16 protein-coding genes are annotated in these 19,733 nt (G+C 46.0%); 8 read left to right on the top strand and 8 right to left on the bottom strand.

The window, feature by feature from the left end:
• The first annotated feature begins 83 nt into the window (after positions 1-83).
• From A3860_RS41395 to A3860_RS35370, 4 genes are all read left to right on the top strand, one after another.
• On the top strand, positions 84-230 hold the full coding sequence (locus tag A3860_RS41395; RefSeq protein ID WP_158085462.1) for a hypothetical protein: 147 nt from the start codon (positions 84-86) through the stop codon (positions 228-230).
• Complete coding sequence (locus A3860_RS41390) at positions 205-348, top strand: hypothetical protein (RefSeq protein ID WP_158085461.1); 144 nt, start codon at positions 205-207, stop codon at positions 346-348. Before A3860_RS41395 ends, A3860_RS41390 begins: the two co-directional genes overlap by 26 nt.
• Before the next feature lie 161 nt (positions 349-509).
• Positions 510-947, top strand: coding sequence for a hypothetical protein (locus tag A3860_RS35375; RefSeq protein ID WP_081155320.1), 438 nt, complete (start codon positions 510-512; stop codon positions 945-947).
• Positions 948-981: 34 nt separating this feature from the next.
• Complete coding sequence (locus A3860_RS35370) at positions 982-1,359, top strand: GerW family sporulation protein (protein WP_081155319.1); 378 nt, start codon at positions 982-984, stop codon at positions 1,357-1,359.
• Between the two features lie 247 nt (positions 1,360-1,606).
• Here A3860_RS35370 and A3860_RS35365 read toward each other — a convergent pair whose 3' ends face one another.
• The 5 genes from A3860_RS35365 to leuC all read right to left on the bottom strand — a co-directional run bounded on the left by A3860_RS35365 (position 1,607) and on the right by leuC (position 7,089).
• A complete protein-coding gene (locus tag A3860_RS35365; RefSeq protein ID WP_081155318.1) occupies positions 1,607-2,053 on the bottom strand; it encodes a DUF6934 family protein in 447 nt (148 codons plus the stop codon).
• A gap of 139 nt (positions 2,054-2,192) precedes the next feature.
• Positions 2,193-3,266: a 3-isopropylmalate dehydrogenase gene (gene leuB, locus A3860_RS35360; protein WP_081155317.1), complete on the bottom strand. Its 1,074-nt coding sequence runs from the start codon at positions 3,264-3,266 to the stop codon at positions 2,193-2,195.
• A 116-nt stretch (positions 3,267-3,382) separates the two neighbouring features.
• Positions 3,383-4,876 (bottom strand): alpha-isopropylmalate synthase regulatory domain-containing protein, encoded by a 1,494-nt coding sequence (locus tag A3860_RS35355; protein ID WP_245843695.1) that lies wholly within the window; start codon positions 4,874-4,876, stop codon positions 3,383-3,385.
• A 108-nt stretch (positions 4,877-4,984) separates the two neighbouring features.
• Entirely contained in the window at positions 4,985-5,578 is a 594-nt protein-coding gene (gene leuD, locus A3860_RS35350; protein ID WP_081155316.1) for a 3-isopropylmalate dehydratase small subunit, read from the bottom strand.
• A gap of 107 nt (positions 5,579-5,685) precedes the next feature.
• Complete coding sequence (gene leuC / locus A3860_RS35345) at positions 5,686-7,089, bottom strand: 3-isopropylmalate dehydratase large subunit (RefSeq protein ID WP_081155315.1); 1,404 nt, start codon at positions 7,087-7,089, stop codon at positions 5,686-5,688.
• A 452-nt stretch (positions 7,090-7,541) separates the two neighbouring features.
• Here leuC and A3860_RS35340 point away from each other — a divergent pair, with 452 nt between their 5' ends.
• From A3860_RS35340 to A3860_RS35325, 4 genes are all read left to right on the top strand, one after another.
• Positions 7,542-9,929 (top strand): glycoside hydrolase family 3 N-terminal domain-containing protein, encoded by a 2,388-nt coding sequence (locus tag A3860_RS35340; RefSeq protein ID WP_081155314.1) that lies wholly within the window; start codon positions 7,542-7,544, stop codon positions 9,927-9,929.
• 246 nt (positions 9,930-10,175) lie between these two features.
• Positions 10,176-10,709 carry a hypothetical protein gene (locus A3860_RS35335; protein ID WP_081155313.1) on the top strand — a complete coding sequence of 178 codons (534 nt, stop codon included), beginning with the start codon at positions 10,176-10,178 and terminating at the stop codon, positions 10,707-10,709.
• A gap of 244 nt (positions 10,710-10,953) precedes the next feature.
• Positions 10,954-12,333 (top strand): hypothetical protein, encoded by a 1,380-nt coding sequence (locus A3860_RS35330; protein ID WP_081155312.1) that lies wholly within the window; start codon positions 10,954-10,956, stop codon positions 12,331-12,333.
• A gap of 180 nt (positions 12,334-12,513) precedes the next feature.
• A complete protein-coding gene (locus A3860_RS35325; RefSeq protein WP_081155311.1) occupies positions 12,514-12,972 on the top strand; it encodes a YhcH/YjgK/YiaL family protein in 459 nt (152 codons plus the stop codon).
• A gap of 53 nt (positions 12,973-13,025) precedes the next feature.
• On the opposite strand, the gene A3860_RS35320 is transcribed toward A3860_RS35325, so the two are convergent.
• From A3860_RS35320 to A3860_RS35310, 3 genes are all read right to left on the bottom strand, one after another.
• Positions 13,026-14,345 carry a vanadium-dependent haloperoxidase gene (locus A3860_RS35320; protein ID WP_245843694.1) on the bottom strand — a complete coding sequence of 440 codons (1,320 nt, stop codon included), beginning with the start codon at positions 14,343-14,345 and terminating at the stop codon, positions 13,026-13,028.
• Complete coding sequence (locus tag A3860_RS35315) at positions 14,342-17,707, bottom strand: VCBS repeat-containing protein (RefSeq protein ID WP_081155310.1); 3,366 nt, start codon at positions 17,705-17,707, stop codon at positions 14,342-14,344. Before A3860_RS35315 ends, A3860_RS35320 begins: the two co-directional genes overlap by 4 nt.
• Before the next feature lie 133 nt (positions 17,708-17,840).
• The gene (locus tag A3860_RS35310) at positions 17,841-19,721 is read right to left on the bottom strand and encodes a RagB/SusD family nutrient uptake outer membrane protein (protein WP_081155309.1); all 1,881 of its coding nucleotides are present in this window, start codon (positions 19,719-19,721) and stop codon (positions 17,841-17,843) included.
• Positions 19,722-19,733 lie beyond the last annotated feature (12 nt).

The raw sequence follows: 19,733 nt of genomic DNA, 5'->3' as shown, positions 1-19,733 counted from the left end.
ATTGATGGTTAATGAATGCATTTGTAACCAGATGGCCAGTTCTTTTAACGTCTGTTAATGCAGAACATTAAAACAGGTTGGCTATGAAAAAGACAGGATTATCCTTGTTATTGCTGGTTCTGGTAACTGCAAAAGCTGCACCTGATAACCGTGCAGCCTGGTGGCAAATTGCTCCTCAAATTATAGCAGATATTAATAACAGTTATGGCGTGGCAGGCCACCATTGTTGATATTAAAAATGCGCAGCAGAGTTTTGAGAATGCAGGTTACCTGCTCATCAATACAAGTTTTGCCGCCAAGGTAGCTGAACTGCAGTTAAGGCGTTATGCGAATCAGTTGGTGTATTAGGAGCGCTTACAGGATTTCTCGTGTTTGCAAACCTCATTTCTATCATGCAACCGCCTGATCCTGCTCATTTTTCTTTTCTGATTATAGGTGGAACTTTATAAGCAGTGCTACTTATAATAATCATATTACTTATAGGCTTGTTTATCATTTGGTTGTTAACCATGCCCTTATATATTGAGATCGATACAAGAGTACCGGAAGCTAATTTGCGATGGGTGTCTGTAGGCCAATGCAGGATCTGGTTTCAACAGGAGTGGTTGTTGAATGTACAGATACTATTTTACAGGCACACATTCAGGCTGTCAGCGCAAACAGGCAAAAAGAAAAAGCCAGCTGAAAAAAAAGCCAGAGCTGCCAAACCGAAAAACATGCTCCCAAAACTAAAAAAAGGGTGGCAGGTACTGCGCAGTTGTACGGTACAGCAATGGCAGCTTTCGATTGATACCGGGGATTTTGCAAAAAATGCCGAACTGTATCCTTTTACATTTTATCCCGCCTTATGTGGTCACCTGAGAATCAACTTCACCAACGAAAACTATTTTTTCATCCGCATCCACAACCAGGTTTGGAAAATGTTAATGGCTTATCTCCGCAGATAAGCGATTCTATTTGTTAACCGTAAAATATCATGTTATGTCATTTAATCTCGATGAAACGGTAAAGCAGCTTACCGAATTGTTAAAAACAGAAGCAAAGACAGAAACGGTGATAGGGCAATCATTCCAGTTAGGCGAATTTACCTGTGTACCGGTTATTAAATTCGGAATGGGCGTTGGCTATGGCGGTGGAGAAGGGACAGGCCGGCAGGATGGTAAAGGCCAGGGTGAAGGCACTGGCGGAGGCGCCGGTGGCGGAATGGGGGTTGAACCTATAGGTTTTCTGGTAACCCGTGGCGATCAGATCTCCTTTATTTCTACAAAATCAAATAAAGGACTAAGCGCCGTATTTGATAAAGTGCCCGACCTCATGGAAAAAATGATCGACAGAAAGAAAGCAGGCGCTACATTATAAAACGCGAAAAGGGTGGGACACTGAATGCCCACCCTTTTAATTACTTATATTGTATGATAACTTTAGTTGCGTTTTTTCTTGTTTGGCAATTTAGCTGTCTTAAGCATTTCATTTGCCTTAGCCAATTTTTCGGGAAAAGGAGTTTTATCCCGGTACTTTTCAAGTGAAGGGTCAATGCATATAACAGGCACTTTGCGATTATTGAACTCCTGTATGTTTTTCATATATACATATATATAAATGCAATTTAAGTTTTTTTTCTTTGAGCTAAAAATCCTGAATAATCTTTACCTGTTTCAAATAGATGAAATTCATTACCAACCTGCCCAAACACTTGAAAATCAATCACCATTTCGTCATAATATTTGGTGATACCCCTGCGATAAAGCCTTGTTCTTGAGGTGGTACTGCCAGTTGCGTAAACAAGGGCCTCTGGATGTTTGGTAAAAAATGCATATAAGGCAGCAACAACAGTCGCCAAAACTTTTTCACTGTCGCCATTATTAGTTTTGGCCAGATCATCCAATTCGCCTGTTTCATGATTCTTGTCTCCAAAAGCTAAGTTATATAGTCCCGGGGCATCTGTTTTTTGAAAGTGAACAAGCTTGTGAACAAATCCTTTTGGCCCCCAACTGATAAACTCAAAAACCGTATAACTTTCTTCTGACCTCAATGGATATTTGTCAGTTTTCATACAAATTTATCTATGCATGAAAATAAACTAACGGCAATTATAAAAATACTGATTGTTATCAACTATTGCTACCAGTTAATGGCAACAAAAAAGCGTCCCGATAAATCGGGACGCCCTACAAAAATGTACCTATAGTATTTTACAAAAACTTCAACACCTCTTCACCAATTGCCTCTGTGCCCAGTATTTTGTGTGCAGGAGTTTGTGCATCGGCGATATCGCGGGTGCGGAAACCTGCTTTCAATACTTTGTCAACGGCACTGATCACGGCTTCTGATTCGGCTTTCATTCCGAAAGAGATATCAAGCAACAATGCTGCTGATAAAATAGAGGCCAGCGGATTGGCTACGCCCTTACCGGTAATATCATGCGCTGAACCGTGAATAGGTTCGTATACGCCTGTGCCATCGCCAATAGAAGCGGAGGCCAGCATACCCATAGAACCGGCGATCTGTGATGCTTCGTCGGTAAGGATATCACCAAACAGGTTGGCAGTTACCACCACATCAAAACGGCGGGGATCTTTAATGAGCAACATCGCTGTGGCATCTACAAACTGATGTTCAACTTCTACATCAGGATACTCTTTCGCTACTTTTTGGATCACTTCGCGCCACAGGCGGCTTGTTTCAATAACATTGGCTTTATCTACAGAGCATAATTTCTTTCTTCTTGTGCGGGCGGCTTCAAATGCCTTGCGGGCAATACGCTCTACTTCAAAGCGGCTATATTCGGCTATGTCGTATGCGGTGTCGCCATTGTTCTTTCTGCCTTTCTCACCAAAATAAATATCACCGGTGAGCTCGCGGAAGAACAGGATGTCGGCGCCTTTCAATATTTCAGGTTTAATGCTGGAAGCGCCCAATAACTCATCAAATAATTTAATTGGGCGAAGGTTGGCATACAGACCCAGCTCTTTACGCATTTTCAACAGCCCTTGTTCGGGACGTACTTTCGCAGAAGGATCGTTGTCATATTTGGGATGACCTACGGCGCCAAACAGAACGGCGTCTGATTTGCGCATTTTCTCCAGCGATTCGTCGGGGAGGGGATTGCCGGTTGCTTCAATGGCCACATGACCAATCAACGCTTCGTCGTATGAAAAGGTGTGTCCGAATTTTGCAGCGATCTTATCTAACACTTTTTTACCAACTGCGGTTACTTCCTGTCCAATGCCGTCGCCGGGGACGATGAGTATGTGCTTGCTTGCCATGTTTGCTTAAGATTGATTTTACTAAAAAATGATCTTTTGTGAATTCTGATTCTGTTACCGGTTACCGGTTGCCAGTTACCAGGGCCCGGGAACCGGAATCTGGTAACTGGTAACTATTAAATGAGGTTTAACATTTTCTGTGTGGCTTTTATCGCCGCCACCGTTTGATCGCTGTCGAGCCCCCGGGTCTTGAATTCTTTCCCGTTAAAGCTCCAGGTGATAACAGTTTCGCACAGGGCATCTGTTTTACCACCGGGCGGAATACGCACCGCATAATCAGTTAAAAGCGGCAGCTCCTTTTTCAGCTTCTTATATACTTTTTTCAGCGCATTCATAAAGGCATCGTATTGTCCATCGCCCTGGGAATGCTCTTCATGTAATTCGCCATCGATAGAAATTTTTACCGTTGCAGAAGGATGCAGGTTCTTGGAATGGGTCAATACATAATTATCAATAAGTACTTTTTCTTCAATGTTCTTGCTATCGATCACATCGGAGATGATGTACGGCAGATCGGCCTGGGTAACCACTTCTTTTTTATCGCCCAGCTCAATGATACGCTGGGTCACCCTTTTGAGATCATGTTCACTCAATCTGATACCCAGCTGGGCCAGGTTATTTTCAATATTCGCCTTGCCGCTGGTTTTGCCCAGGGCATATTTACGCTGGCGGCCAAAACGCTCGGGCATCAGGTCACTGAAATAGAGTTTGTTCTTTTTATCGCCATCGGCATGAATGCCCGCCGTTTGCGTGAACACGTTTTCGCCCACCACCGGTTTGTTAACAGGTATGCGGAAACCTGAAAACGTTTCAACCAGTTTACTTACCCGGTACAGGGAGGCTTCCGCCACCGAAGTTTTTACTTCGGGCAGAAAATCGTTCAACACGGCAATGGCGCTGGCCAGGGGGGCGTTACCCGCTCTTTCGCCCATACCGTTTATAGTAAGGTGAATGCCTTTGGCGCCGGCCTTTACACCTTCCAGTACATTGGCGGTGCCCAGGTCATAATCATTATGTGCGTGAAAATCGAAATGGAGATCGGGGTAGCGTTGTACAATAGCCGATATATATTCTGTTACTTCCGATGGCGTAAGAATGCCAAGTGTATCGGGTAACATAATGCGTTTTACCGGCAGTTTTTGAATAAAGTCGAGGTACTGGAACACATACTCCTTTGAATGGCGCATACCATTGCTCCAGTCTTCGAGATATACATTTACTTCAATTCCTTTTTTTCGGGCAAGCTTTATTACATCGGCTATTTCGGCAAAATGCTGTTCCGGTTTCTTCTTTAACTGGTGGGTGAGGTGGTTGAGCGATCCTTTGGTGAGCAGGTTCATCACTTTGGCGCCGGCCTGTTGCATCCATTGAATAGATACGTCGCCATCAACAAAAGTGAGCACTTCAACCCGGTTCAAAAAACCATTGGCCTTTGCCCATTTGGTGATGGCTTTTACGGCTTCAAATTCCCCTTCACTTACCCGTGCTGAAGCAATTTCAATACGGTCAACTTTAACTTCCGTCAAAAGCAGTTGGGCTATCGTCAGTTTTTCGGTGGGGGAGAACGACACGCCGCTGGTTTGTTCGCCATCGCGGAGTGTGGTATCCATAATCTCTAGGTATCGCTGGTCACCTGGCATAAAATGTAAAAATTCCAAATCCCAAGTTCCTGGAACCAATTTGGAATTTGGAACTTGGGATCTGTATTTTGGAACTTATTAATAAATGCTTTTTGTTGCGAATGACTGGATATCGCCTTTCAGGCTTTGCAGAAAATCGATATCATCGAAGCCATTCATCATATTGTGCTTTTTATAGCCATTGATCTCGAACGATTCTGAAGCGCCGCCCACGATGCTGATCTTTTGATCGGCCAGGTTTACTTCCAGTTCGGTCTTTGGGTTAGCCTCAATAGCTTTAAAGATCTGATCGAGGAACGATTCGCTTACCTGTACCGGTAATATGCCAATGTTCAGGGAGTTGTTCTTGAAGATATCGGCAAAGAAGCTGCTCACCACGCAACGGAAGCCATAATCATAAATAGCCCAGGCAGCGTGTTCACGGCTGCTACCGCTGCCGAAGTTCTTTCCGCCAACCAGTATTTTACCTGAATAGATAGGATTATTTAAAACGAAATCTTTTTTAGGTGTGCCATCGCCTTCATAGCGCCAGTCGCGGAACAGGTTATCACCAAATCCCTTACGCTCGGTAGCTTTTAAAAAACGGGCCGGAATGATCTGGTCGGTATCTACGTTCTCAATAGGCATAGGTACCGCAGTGCTTTTTAATATAGTGAATTTGTCGTACGCCATGTTTGTTTTGTGTATTGATTGTTCTTTCTCGTATCTGTTATCAGTTTCCTGGTCCCGGGTTCCGGTTGCCGGGAAAACGGGTAACTGGTATCCGGTAACCGGTAACTTTATATGAGTTCTCTCGGATCAGTTACGAACCCGGTAACGGCAGCGGCTGCTGCTACCAGCGGGCTCGCCAGCATGGTCCTTGCTCCGGGGCCCTGGCGGCCTTCGAAGTTACGGTTGCTGGTGCTCACTGCATACTTGCCGGCGGGGATCTTGTCGTCATTCATCGCCAAACAGGCTGAACAACCGGGCTGACGCAACTGGAACCCTGCATCGAGCAGAATATCCAGAATGCCTTCTTCCCTGATCTGTTGTTCAACGATGTGCGAACCGGGCACGATCCAGGCAGTTACATGATCGGCTTTTTTACGGCCTTTGATCACAGAAGCAAATGCGCGGAAGTCCTCGATACGGCCGTTGGTACAGCTACCTATAAATACATAATCAACTTTTTTACCCAACATGCTTTCCTGCTCATGGAAATCCATGTAGCCAAGCGATTTTTCGTAGCTGGCCTTGCTGCCGCCTATTTCTGCTGCTGTGGGGATCTTTTTGGTAATACCGATACCCAAACCCGGATTGGTTCCGTAAGTGATCATGGGTTCAATATCTGAAGCAGCAAAATCATATTCTTTATCAAAGAAAGCGCCTTCTTCAGTTTTCAGCGTTTTCCAGTAAGCCAGCGCTTTATCCCAGGCTTCGCCTTTAGGCGCTTTTTCGCGGCCTTTGATATAATTAAAGGTAGTTTCGTCCGGGGCTATCATACCACCACGGGCGCCCATTTCAATACTCATGTTACACACGGTCATGCGGCCTTCCATGCTCATGTTCTCGAACACATCACCGGCAAATTCCACAAAATAACCGGTGGCGCCGGCTGCGGTAAGTTTTGAAATGATGTACAGCACTACGTCTTTGGGAACGATGCCTTTGCCCAGTTTGCCGTTCACTTTAATACGCATTTTCTTTGGGCGGGGCTGCATAATACATTGGGAAGAAAGTACCATTTCCACTTCGGAAGTACCAATACCAAATGCAATAGCGCCAAAAGCGCCATGGGTAGAAGTATGCGAATCACCGCAAACGATGGTCATACCTGGCAGGGTAATACCGTTTTCGGGACCCACAACGTGCACGATACCATTTTTAGGATTGCCCAGTCCCCAGTGTGAAATACCATATTTAGCCGAGTTTGTTTCCAGGGCTTTCAGCTGGTTGGCGCTCAGGGGGTCCTGAACGGGTAAATGCTGGTTAATGGTAGGGGTATTATGATCGGCTGTAGCGAAGGTTTTCTCGGGGAACATCACTTTCAGTCCCCGGCTTTCCAAACCCAGAAATGCTACCGGGCTGGTTACCTCATGAATAAAATGCCGGTCAATAAACAACACATCGGGGCCATCTTCAATATGCCTGACCACATGCGAATCCCATACTTTGTCGAATAATGCAGCGGGGGTTTTGCTCATTTTTAATAATTTAAATCAAGTTGCAAAATTCTTAAAATATAGTCAGATTATAAGGGATTTATCTGTATTTTTTCTAATAGTGGAGTTAAAAATGAAAAAACATCAAATTCTGGCTTGATCTGTTGAACAAACCGCCGTCTGGCACCCGTTCATTAAAAAATTTGCAAAGGAATCCCCCCGGAAAATGGAAAATTCAAGGGTTTTGGCCTCCAAAACAGACCACCGGTCAGTGAACAAAACGATGAAACTGAAAATATTGGCGCTCCATAACGATGTATATATCTTTTCATCATATCGTTTTCAGTTACAGGCCATTTCATTTTTTTTCCTATCTTCAGCCCCTTCTAACAATCCCCAACCAAATTTCATTCGGACCCCCGCGTGTCGGCACTCATCAAAACTTCAGCGTGAGGCGGCATTGATTTGTCTTAACAAAAACTCAACTGTTCAAAATGAAATTTGTTACGCTTGTCGTTTCCTGTCTTATTGGTTGCATTAGCTATACCTATGCGCAACAACCCGTTTACAAAGATGCCAAACAACCCATCGCCAAACGGGTAACTGATCTGCTTTCCCGCATGACGCTCGAAGAAAAAGTGGCCCAGCTGCAAACCATGCATGCCGGCCGCCCTAAACTCGACGATAAATTGTTTAATAATACTGGCAGGCTCGATTCCCTTTTCAAAAATGGTATGGGTATGATGAACCCGGCCTTTGATGAAACCATGGAGCAAACCATTACCGCCCGCAACCGCCTCCAGGACTATATGGTAAACAAGACCCGCCTCGGCATTCCCATTATCTTTATTGACGAGGCCCATCACGGCCTGGTTCAACGCCAGGTTGATGTGTTTCCGCATGGCATTGGTTTATCCTGCTCCTGGGATGTGAACCTGCTTGAAAAAATATATACCCACGCCGCCATGCAGGCCCGGGTACGCGGCACCAGCCTGGTGCTGGCGCCTGTTGTAGACGTTTGCCGCGATCCGCGCTGGGGCAGAACCGGCGAAACGCTGGGTGAAGACCCGTATTTGTGCGGTATGCTGGGCAGCGCAATTGTTCGCGGTTTTCAGGGCAGTAACAATGGCATCATTGCGCCTGATCATGTAGGAGCAACATTGAAACATTTCTCAGGACATGGGCAATCGGAAGGCGGCAGTAACCAGTCGCCGGCCAACTATTCCTTACGCGTTATTCGCGAAGCGCATATGGAACCCTTCCGCCTGTGTGTGAAGTATGCCAATCCTGCCGGTATCATGGCATCCTATAATGAAATTGACGGCATGCCTTCTCACGCCAATAAATGGTTGTTGAAAGATGTACTGCGCAAAGAATGGAACTACAATGGGGTAGTGGTGAGTGACTGGTTTGGTATTGATCAGTTGTGGAATAAACACTTTATTGCCACCGATCAAAAAGCGGCTGCGCTCAAGGCTTTCAATGCCGGTGTAACAACCGACCTGCCTTATGGCATTAATTACCGCCATCTTGGTGCGTTGGTAAAAGAGAACAGGATCAGCACCAAATCGCTCGACAGCGCCGTTGCCAGAATTTTAGAGTTGAAATTCAAACTCGGTTTGTTCGATCAGCAACAACCCATCGATCTCGAAAAGGCCAAACAAAATGCGGCCAATACCGAAGGCCATCAGCTGGCGCTGAAAATAGCCGAAGAGTCGATGGTGCTGTTGAAGAATGCGCCATTCGGAAATGCCACCAGCCGCCTGTTACCCTTTAAAAAAGATCAGTATAAAAAGATCGCAGTGGTGGGCCCTATGGCAGCTGCCAACCTCCTCGGCGATTACTCAGGCCTGCCCGATAAAAATATCTCGTTATTAGAAGCATTAAGGAATAAAGCCCAGGGGGCAGAAGTACTGTACGCAAAAGGTTGCCGGATAACCGCCAATGGCGATTCCATTAGTCAGAACAACTACCAGTATATCGACACCATTATATTCCCCACCGCCGCTGAAAATGCCCAGCTGATCGATGAGGCGGTTAAAACGGCACAGCAGGCCGATGTGGTTGTGCTGGCAATAGGAGAGAACGAGCAATTATCGCGCGAGGCCTGGGGGCCTAATCACTTTGGCGATATGGCCGATCTGCGATTGCAAAGCCAGCAGGAAGACCTGGTGAAAGCCATTGTGGCTACCGGCAAACCGGTTGTGGTATATTTAATGCATGGTCGCCCGCTCGCTATTCCCTGGGTTGTACAAAATGTTCCGGCAATCGTCGATGGCTGGTTTATGGGCGAAGAAGCCGGTAATGCATTTGCCAATATTTTGTTTGGCGATGCCAACCCATCGGGTAAGTTGACTATTACCTATCCCAGATCGACGGGGCAGGTGCCTGTTTATTATAATCACAAACCAAGCGCCCACTTTTTCGATTATGTGGTGGAAGATAAAACGCCTTTGTTCCCCTTTGGTCATGGGTTAAGCTATACCACCTTCACCTATTCAAAACCACGGGTATTGATGGCGAATGCGTCAACCGCCAAAAAGGGTAGCCTGTCTTCTGTAGAACCGGCAGGCAATAAAGTATACGGTACCGTTGAGGTTGATGTTACCAATACCGGCACTATGAAAGGCGATGAAATTGTTCAATTATATATACATCAAAAAGTAAGCAGTGTAACAAGACCGGTGAAAGAGTTGAAAGACTTTACGCGCATTACCCTTGAACCCGGGCAAACAAAAACAGTTTCCTTTACCATTGATGCCAGCAAGCTGGCTTTCTGGAATGCCGATATGCAATACACGGTTGAAGATGGCGTATTTGAATGCCTTGTAGGCCGCAGTTCTGCCGATGTACAAAAGGTTGACCTGAAGGTCGGCAACTAGCTGTTAACCTAAGTTGCGATTTAATCAAAGCAAGGCCCCCGGTGCATCGGGGGCTTTTTAATTGTTGACGGAACGATTAATTTTAATCTCGTCAAATAAATTATTTTTTTATATTTGAGTACTAATTTTTTCGCTGCTATTAACCACTGCATCATTCCTGTTTAACTACATCGTTTCAGATATTTTATTGCTCCATATGTCGATTGCCCTGCTATAAAAGGCGGCTGTAAAATATTTAATATCAATATGAAAAACCTGATTGTATCACTGGTTACGGGCAGCGTATTAATGCTCACCAGTATTTCTGCCCTGGCACAACCTGCTGTAAAAAAACAGGACCTCAAAGATGTAGCTGCTCTCGAAAGGGAGCGTATAGCTCCACCGGTCAACAATATGGCGGTGTTCCGCAATATTCCTATCAAAGCAGTCAGGAATTTTAAAAACAGCTATCAACAAGTAGATAATGAAACGTGGTATGAAGTGCCAGATGGGTACCGGGCCCGGTTTACAGCCGGTGAGGTGCTGCACCTGGTTACTTTTAATAAGAAAGGGAAATGGCTGAATACCATTCGCCAGTATGATGAAACAAAACTGGCACGTGATGTACGGGCTATGGTAAGATCAGTGTATTACGATTATACTATTGTTCTTGTAGAAGAAATTGAACAATCGCTGAAGCCGGTTACCTATATAATACATATGGAAGACAAAATAAGCTTCAAAAACATCCGCGTATTCGACCGGGAAATGGAAGTAATAGGGGAGATCAACAAATTATGAACTGTAAAAAATATTATTTACATTTGGCGGTCCTCTTTCGTTTGCTGCGCTAAATGACCACGCCCAGGTCCTTATTGGGCGGCTCGATTGTTTGCCCCCTCATACACTTCTTTCCTGCGTTTTTCTGCGCTATCCATAATGTTAATTATGGCGTTTACTGTTACTGTTTACACCGTTCTAATCCCATTTTAATCTCCTGGTTGTTATATTCGCCCACCGAAATCAAAACCCAAAAGTTACTACCATGAGAACAACCAGCATTGTATCCTGCCTTTTATTATCATTGTATTCCTACAGCCAGGAAGAAAAACGGGCCGACAGCAACGGCGTACCACCCACATCGACAACCGCCGAAAAAGAAGCCTTACAATTTAACCTCAATGCCGATGGCAGCCATTATTTTCAATTTACCGTAATGAACCAGACCTGGGTTCGCTTCAATGAAAATAACCCCGGCACCACGGTTGAAAACAAACTGAAAGACAACTCATTCGATATCGGGTTGCGCAGAACGAGGTTTCAGGCTTTTGGCCAGCTGACCGATAAAGTTTTTATCTATTTCCAGTTCGGGATGAACAATTTCAACAGCCAGTACAATACAGGCTCGAACCGGAAACTGCATGCTTTTTTTCATGATGCCCTCGGCGAATACAAAGTGTCGAAAGGCAATCAGTTGAAAGTAGGTGGCGGGCTCACTATAGCCAACGGCTTATCGCGGTTCTCGCAACCCAGTGTTAGCACCATTATGACCATGGACGTACCGGTGTTTGCCCAAAGTACCGTTGATCAAACCGATGAGTTCAGCCGCAAACTCAGTATTTATGCAAGAGGTCAGGTTGGAAAGTTCGACTACCGGTTCATCCTGAGCGATCCTTTTCCTATTTCTTCATCAGGCAATGTTTCAACAACTACGCAAGCGCAAACCTATTCCACCTTCTCGAATTATGGCCATACCCTGCAACCGCAGGCTTATATTATATACCAGTTCTTCGAGCATGAAAATCACACCACGCCTTATATGACCGGCACCTACCTGGGCAAGAAGAAGATCTTCAATATTGCGGTAGGCGGTATATTTCAAAAAGATGCTATGTGGAGATGGAGCAATAACGACACCGTTTACCAGGACATGAAATTGTTTGCGGTGGAAAGTTTTCTCGACATGCCACTGGGCGGCAAACAGGATGCGATCTCGGCCTATGCCGGATTTTTCAATACCGATTATGGCACCAATTACCTGCGCTACAACGGCTCTATGAATCCTGCCAATGGCAGAACCCTTTTTCCTTTCGATTATATAACGGGTCAGGGACCTACTTATGGCAATGCTTACCCGATGTTTGGTACCGGCCAGGTTATTTATACCCAGGTTGGTTACCTGTTGCCCGGAAAAGGCAAAAGCCGCCTGATGCCTTATGCCACGTTCACCAGCGCCAAATTCGACGCGTTACAGGGTAATAAAATGAACGTATACAATGCCGGAATCAATTGCCTGCTGAACGGACATAGATCAAAATTCACGCTCGACTGGCAGAACCGGCCAACGTACGAAGTGGTTACCAGTGGTATTGAGCAAGGTGCGCGTAAGAACAGCGTAGTGCTGCAGTATCAAATATTCTTTTAAAGAAGTTGGGATTGCTAGTAGGACCTTTGTAGATATAAGTTTATGAAGTAGGAGGTAAGAAGATCTTGAATTTTGTATTTTCCTACTTCTTACATCCTACTTCGTTTTCCTATAACCGCTCATGCGCCTAACATATCTTTCCGTATCTTGCTACCTCAATTAATCATTTAATTATACCCCATGCTCATTGATCTGCTGTCAAATGCACACATGTATTATAACCAGGGCGCCCGGTTTAAAAAAGCCTTTGAATACCTGGCCAACACTGATTTTTCAAAAGTAGAAAAGGGAAAGTATGAACTGGATGGCACCAACCTGTTTGCTATTGTGAACGAGTACGACACGGTTAACCCCGACAATGAGCAAATGGAGTCGCATAAAAAATATATCGACATTCAATATATAGTAACCGGCGCAGAACGCATTGGTCATGATTTTCTTCAACAACAAACGCCTTCCAAAGCGTATGATGAAGAAAAAGATTTTATGCTGTGGGGAGAAAAGCCTTCGTTCTACTCTATATTACGTGAGGGCATGTTTGCGGTTTTCTTCCCGCATGATCTGCATATGCCGAATATTATGATCGATAAAGCTTCTTTTGTGAAAAAGGTGGTTATAAAGGTTAGTGTTGATCAATAACACTAACAGGTTCCAGGTTGCGGACTTCCAAATTTGCAACCTGGAACAATTTTTTACATTTTACCAACTACCCAACCACCCACTTTATTTCCAACCAGTAACCCATTCTCGATCGCATCCATAAAATGAATGCCGCCGTAAAAACGGCTCACGGCTGCTTCCTGGGCAGCCTGGTTAAAGGAAGTAAAAGAACGCGGTGGTAAACCATACGCCACCTCCACACTATCGGTATACGCAAAATTATTTCCAAAGAAATGGGAGAGAATGGTGGCCGAGCAGGCCGAGATGACCGAATGCCCGCTCAGGTATTCGGGAAATGGCGGCGTTTGCAGCACCGGCGTCCATTTGGGGTCGATGTATTTACGAATAGCGGTCTCCGGACGAATGCGGTTGCTGCGGTATTTTTCATCCCAGCAACAAATAAATGCATCCATCAGGCCAACCGAAACCCAGGTATAGATCTGCATGGTTTCTTCAAACCGCTTACCGGCCTTTTCACAGGCGATACCGGTAATGCCTAACCAGTGTGCACCCGGCGAGATCTTCTTTTTGCTCATTATTAAATGCCCATCATCCTGAATGGCAAACGGATTGCAATCCCAAAATGCAGCGATCACCCGCTGATCTTCCGATACCGGTTTGCCATCATTATAATTTTGTAACAGCAGTTTGTAAAAGGCAGTTTTTTTGCCACTTGAAAAAGGGGTGGGTGGCGGCGCCATGAACTGCGAACAGGAATCAAGCGCCATCGTACGCACTGTATTGAAATAAGGTTCTACCGCAGGCAAAAAACCCGGTGGGGTGGGATACCAGCAGCCTTCTTTATCAAGCGGTGTATAGCGGGGAAAATTGCTGATCTTATTATAGCCGTCGGCCTTTGCCCAAACCAGTATTTTTTTACTGATGGCTTTTGCATAGCGCAAGGAATTATAAATACGGTCTTCCTCATAACCCAGGCGGCGACAGCTGTCGAGCAAATGCTGTTCATAAACGGCCAGCTGTTTTCCGGTTGGCTGCATTTTCTGCGCCGTTTCCAGCATGGCCAGCACCGCACTCAATGGTACATCGTAGCCCTGAATGGTATCTGACTTTTTAAGATCAGGATATTCTTTGAGCACGCCATGCATGGTTTTGAAAGAACTATCGTTTTGCGCCACTATTTCATAACCGGCCAGGCAGGCATAGGAGAAAAAGCGGGCGGCCAATGGCGGATTGGTAATATCGTGTATCATCACTTCCGTCATTTCTGTTGTAACCTGGCCAATGACGGCAGCCGTTAATACAGGTTCTTTGTTCGTGCGTGATGTACAACCGGTCAATTCGATCATGAGGATTGAAATAAGGTAAATGGTATTGTATATGGTCCGTTTCATCGGGTGGTATTCTTTTTTGATAACGTAAAAGCTTTTGCCGGTTGCTGGTTAATGCCAAACAACAACCAATCATTTATCGCAAGCACACAGCGCACATCTCCTTTGAGATAAAATCCTGATCGCTGCTGATCAATATAAGTAAACCCGCCCCTGCCATCATTCTGCAACAATATGCCATAGTTGGCATCATACTTACCCGGCCGCAACCGGGCATGGTTTACATTACCACATAGCAACAGGTCTTCATGCCCATCATGGTTATAATCAAGCGGGGTAATCGTATACACTGGTGCATATTGAGCCTGAATGGGAAGCCTTTTTGGCAGGAACTTGCCTGAAGCGGTACTTTCGAAATACGCCGTTTGCAGATAGTTAGCCTGCAAATGCCCGGCGCCTTTCATTTCCTCTTCTGTAAAAACATTGTTGATGGTAGCATCGGCATAGCTTTTATAATCGGTAAAGCGGGTGCGCATCATACTGATCTGATCGAGCAATTCATCGCGGGTGCAATAGGGATACGATTTTCCCTGAATGTAAAAACAGAACACCGGATCAATGGCGCCATTGTCGTCAAAATCTTTGTAATACAGGTCGGCCGGCTCCTTATCACTGGCCCGGCATTGGGCATTCAATCCCAAATTACCCACAACCAGGTCAGGGTGACCATCTTTATTAAAATCACCGGTGGTTATTTTGTTCCACCAGCCACGATAAGGCGTATTGAAATAATCGGTTGTTTTATCCTGTAATTTGTTATTGACGTTGATGCACACCATCACCGGCATCCATTCGCCTGCTACCACCAGGTCTTTTTTTGAATCGTTGTTCATATCGATCCAAACGGCATCGGTGACCATTCCCGCTTTTTGCAGTGAAGGCGCTATCGCCGCGATCTGATTGGTAAAATGACCTTTACCATCATTGATAAGCAGGAAGCTCTCGGGTGTTTCGGGATAGCGGCCCGGTATTACCCGGCCCCCTACAAACAGATCGGGGTGCCCATCGCTATTGATATCATTCACCCGTACACAGCTTTTACTCACCTTCATGAACGGCAGGGCATTGTTGCTTTTGGTGAAATTCCCTTTGCCATCATTGAGGTATAACCGGTCCTGTAACAGGGGATCATCCGGTGTATAATTATGATACCCACCACTGGCCACATAAATATCAGGATAGCCATCACCGTTTACATCAACGATCGCGGCATCAGCGTCTTCACATTTTGCATCACCCTCAAATGCGGGTTGTGGTTTTGGGATGAACCGGCCGTCTTTTTGTTGCAGGTATAGTTGAGCCGGTTGTCCGCTGCCGCCCCCGGCATAAATATCGTCCAGTTTATCTCCGTTCACATCGCCTTTTACCAGGCAGGGCCCGCTAAATGACAACGGGCTTACCAAAAGGGGTTGTCGTTTAAAGTCGTTTATAGCGTTTACCGGTGCTTTATAATTTACCGGTGCAGGTATTTCTGCAAACAGGGCAGGAGGCGCCGCTTCCGCTTTATATTGGCCGGTTGCCGCTTTTTCATCAACCACCAGCACCTGGTCAATTGCTACAGGATGTATCACCTGTTGTTTACCGCTTAACCAGATCACCCGCAGGGAATCAATAGTTGTTTGTGTGCCCAGTCCGAAATGAAGCGTAGCTGATACGGTAGATAAATATCCCCGGGTAGGCATTTGTTCCAGCAATTGTTGCATGCCCTTGCTGTAGCAGATCACTTTCGCACCAAGGCCCTGTGTATTGCCGGGCAATCCCTGCAATTTTACCTGCAGATAGTGTGAACCGGTTCGCTGGCGGTTTTCGTTGCGATAAATAAAAGCCGGTTGGTTAATGTTGTTGATCACCAGGTCAAGATCACCGTCGTTGTCAAGATCGGCATAAGCGGCGCCATTGCTGTTGGAGGGTTTATCGAACCCCCATTGGGCCGAAACATTGCTAAATGTGCCGTTCTTATTATTGCTGAACAGGTAATTGATCACCTGGGAAGAAGGCATTTGATGAACGAGGTCAAGCACCTGCTCGCGTTGTAAACGGCCCTTGCTTTGCAGGTAATCGTTCATGTATTTGATGAAATCAAGATTCGTAAAATCGCGCAGGTAACCATTGGTCACCATCAGGTCCTTCCAGCCATCGTTGTCATAATCGGCCAACAGGGGGGCCCAGCTCCAGTCGGTATTGGAAACGCCTGCCAGCTGTCCGATCTCGGTAAATAATGGATTGGCGGCCGGTGAAGGGCTTCCAATATTTAACTGCAACATATTGCGCATGTACTGGTAATAAAAACCAGAGCGAATGTTCAAATCGAACTTTTCATAATTATCCGGTGCAAACAATAATTTCTGCCGGCGATTGTCTTCGGGCAGCATATCGAGCGTATAGATATCGGGCAATGCATCGTTGTTGATGTCGGCAATGTCGTTTCCCATCGAGAACTGGCTGTTGTGCCCAAGGCATTTCTGCAGCTGATCGGTAAACGTACCGTTGTGGTTATTGATGTACAGATAATCGGGCACTGCATAATCATTACTGATGTACACATCGGGCCAGCAATCGCCATTGATATCGGCAATACCGGCGCCTAACCCATACGTTAATGAAGAACTGCTGATACCGGCCTTTCGGGTAATATCAGTAAAATGATTATTGTCGTTCCGGAACAACCTGATGCCGATAGCCGGGTCGTCCTGTTGTAAAATAGCTGCCGTACTGGCTTCATCGAGCACTGCCAGCGCCTTGGGGTTGTGGTTGAGCAGCAACAGGTCGAGGTCGCTGTCGCGGTCCATATCAAAGAAATAAGCCTGGGTGGTGTAACTTGAATCTGCCAGTCCGTATTGCTGCGCCTGTTCACTGAAATGCGGATAGCCTTTTGCGTCATTGCCGCTATTGATGAACAACTGGTTGATCCTTTTTTCGCCACGCAGTTTACCTGAATAACAAATATAAATATCCAGGAGGCCATCGCCATTTACATCGGCCATGGTAACGCCGGTTTTCCAGGGGCCGGGCCGCCCGCCAACGCCGGCAGTGGCAGTGATATCTTCAAAATGCATCGCGCCCTTGTTCAGGTAAAGCTGGTTATCGCCCATGTTGGCGGTAAAGTAAATATCGGCCAGCCCATCTCCGTTTACATCGCCGGTAGCCACACCACCGCCATTATAGAAATACTCATACATCAACACATTGGTGTTTAAGCCTTCCGTTAAGGTATTGTTGAAAGTTACATGAGTACTGTCGGCCGAAAGTAAAGTGAAAAGGGGCGGGGCTGCCGCTTGTTTGGGTTTATCGTTGCTGTTACAGGAGAAAAAGATACAAAAGATGCCTAACCAAAATAAAAGACGCTTCTGTGCAAAAACAATCATATATGCAATCGTTGAGTTTTATTGAAGTAAGAAGTAGGAAGTAAGAAATACAGGTTTTTCTTACCTCTTACTTCTTACTTCCTACTTCATATAACTATGACCAGAAGATCTTCTTATAAGTACCAACGCTTCATCAATTGTAACCTGGATTCTGAATAAGTTTCAGATTGGTATTCATTTCGTCCAGTGGAATTGGCCTGAAATACATTTTATCGTCCCATTTCCGGTTCTCCTGCGAATTTACTTCTATTGGCGTATAAACATAATTATATTTAGTTTCGTCGTGTTTGTAAGGCGCGGAATAGGTAGCGCCGGGTTTCAGCGTAGCCACCACATCAATATACACCAGCTTGCGGCCGAGGGCGGCGGGCGCTATCATCCAGCGGCGGCAATCGTGATAACGCTGGTCTTCATAAGCCAGTTCTATTCTTCTTTCATTTCTGTACCGGTCTTTCAAAGCTGCGCCTGTTTCGGTGACAGGCAGCATGCCCGCCCTGTAACGGATCTTATTTAACCAGTTTTTCGCTTCAGTGTCATCGCCCAGCTCGATGCAGGCTTCAATATAATTCATCACCACTTCGGTATAGCGGAAGAAAGGCCAGGGAATGGTTTGCCTTGTCGTATTATCAACGATGTTCGGGTCGGGGTCAATGAACTTGCGCATGTAATAACCGGTCCAGCTACCATTCCAGTTCTCAATAGAACTGTTACGGGTATCCAGTCCGGCCAGGAACACGCCACCGCCCTGGTCGTATTTACCGGTTTGTATCTGGTTGGCCGGGTCAACATTGCCACTGATCTTGTCCCGTGGTTTCCAGTCGGCCCCATCATATAAAATGGAGGCGTAGAACCGGGGATCGCGATTGGCGTAAGGTTGCGCTTTTTGCACCGGATCGTTCCAGCTGAATTTGGTGCCGTCCATCATTTCGTAATCATCTACCAGCTCCTGCACCGGCGTATTACCGGCCCAGTTGTGATAACCATTGGGCCCGTTGGCTAAACCAACATACATACCGGCATATTCATCCTTGCTGGTGGTCCAATAACGGCCAAAGAGTATTTCGCTTTCGGCTACTTTATCTACATCACCGCTTTTACTGCCTCCGCCCATGGCCAGGGAGACATAATTCTTTTTGCCCTCAGCGGCAGATACAGGTGCGTTGAGGTTCAGTTTATATCCTTTGGTAGCAGCCGCATCCATCAGGGCTTTGGCGGCGTTTTTGGCGGCCGTCCACCTGGCGGTACGATCACCACTGGTATATCCCAGTAACTCCGGTTTGGCGAAACCGCTGATCAGGCTCGATTTTGTTTTAGCGGTTGGAATATCGTGCAGATCGCTGGCGGCATACAGCAGCATACGCGATTTCAACGCCATCGCCGCCAGGTCGCTTGCCCTTCCTGCGGCCATAGTCTTGCCTTTCAGCAGCAGGATGGCGCTATCGCAATCATTTAAGATGAAATTCACGCATTCTTCCCAGGTATTGCGTGTAACGCTGTAATCTTCACCCAGTCCATACGACCGGTCAATGATGGGTACGCCACCGTAGTATCGTACCAACTGGTGATAAAAGAAGGCGCGCATAAAATGCGCTTCACCCTGTAACCGGTCATTAAGTGTTTTATCGGTGAAGCTGGCAGTGCGCAAATTCTCCAACGCCAGGTTGGCCTGCCTGATCTTGGCATACATATCGTTATTGCTTCCATCCTTTCCCCAGCGGTAGTTCACGTTCACCCAGCCGAGGTTGGATGGGTTGACGGTACCTTCATTAATGATATTGATACCGCGGCTGGGATGGGTAAATACCGCTTCATCTGACAGGGATGCCAGCATTTGTTCATCAAATCCGCCCTGACCAAGACCCGCATAAATGCCGGTGACAAAGGATTCTGCCAGGGCACCGTCTTTCCAGGTATCGGCCGATGAAACTTTATCCAGCGGTTTTGTATTGAGAAAATCGCGTTTGCAACCAATCGCGATGGCAATAATGAGCACACAAAACAGGATCTTTTTCATCTATAATTATTT

The organism is Niastella vici, from assembly GCF_002077945.1.
GTDB classification, from domain to species: Bacteria; Bacteroidota; Bacteroidia; order Chitinophagales; family Chitinophagaceae; genus Niastella; species Niastella vici.
This window is presented reverse-complemented; position numbering and strand designations above follow the sequence as displayed.

What these genes read in the sequence shown, in the direction of transcription:
- leuB (WP_081155317.1), bottom strand. Translation starts at nt 3,266, where the DNA reads ATGGCAAGCAAGCACATACTCATCGTCCCCGGCGACGGCATTGGACAG.
- leuD (WP_081155316.1), bottom strand. Translation starts at nt 5,578, where the DNA reads ATGGCGTACGACAAATTCACTATATTAAAAAGCACTGCGGTACCTATG.
- A3860_RS35365 (WP_081155318.1), bottom strand. Translation starts at nt 2,053, where the DNA reads ATGAAAACTGACAAATATCCATTGAGGTCAGAAGAAAGTTATACGGTT.
- A3860_RS35335 (WP_081155313.1), top strand. Translation starts at nt 10,176, where the DNA reads ATGAAAAACCTGATTGTATCACTGGTTACGGGCAGCGTATTAATGCTC.
- A3860_RS35340 (WP_081155314.1), top strand. Translation starts at nt 7,542, where the DNA reads ATGAAATTTGTTACGCTTGTCGTTTCCTGTCTTATTGGTTGCATTAGC.
- A3860_RS35315 (WP_081155310.1), bottom strand. Translation starts at nt 17,707, where the DNA reads ATGATTGTTTTTGCACAGAAGCGTCTTTTATTTTGGTTAGGCATCTTT.
- A3860_RS35320 (WP_245843694.1), bottom strand. Translation starts at nt 14,345, where the DNA reads ATGAAACGGACCATATACAATACCATTTACCTTATTTCAATCCTCATG.
- A3860_RS35370 (WP_081155319.1), top strand. Translation starts at nt 982, where the DNA reads ATGTCATTTAATCTCGATGAAACGGTAAAGCAGCTTACCGAATTGTTA.
- A3860_RS35330 (WP_081155312.1), top strand. Translation starts at nt 10,954, where the DNA reads ATGAGAACAACCAGCATTGTATCCTGCCTTTTATTATCATTGTATTCC.
- leuC (WP_081155315.1), bottom strand. Translation starts at nt 7,089, where the DNA reads ATGAGCAAAACCCCCGCTGCATTATTCGACAAAGTATGGGATTCGCAT.
- A3860_RS35310 (WP_081155309.1), bottom strand. Translation starts at nt 19,721, where the DNA reads ATGAAAAAGATCCTGTTTTGTGTGCTCATTATTGCCATCGCGATTGGT.
- A3860_RS41390 (WP_158085461.1), top strand. Translation starts at nt 205, where the DNA reads ATGGCGTGGCAGGCCACCATTGTTGATATTAAAAATGCGCAGCAGAGT.
- A3860_RS35355 (WP_245843695.1), bottom strand. Translation starts at nt 4,876, where the DNA reads ATGGATACCACACTCCGCGATGGCGAACAAACCAGCGGCGTGTCGTTC.
- A3860_RS35375 (WP_081155320.1), top strand. Translation starts at nt 510, where the DNA reads ATGCCCTTATATATTGAGATCGATACAAGAGTACCGGAAGCTAATTTG.
- A3860_RS35325 (WP_081155311.1), top strand. Translation starts at nt 12,514, where the DNA reads ATGCTCATTGATCTGCTGTCAAATGCACACATGTATTATAACCAGGGC.
- A3860_RS41395 (WP_158085462.1), top strand. Translation starts at nt 84, where the DNA reads ATGAAAAAGACAGGATTATCCTTGTTATTGCTGGTTCTGGTAACTGCA.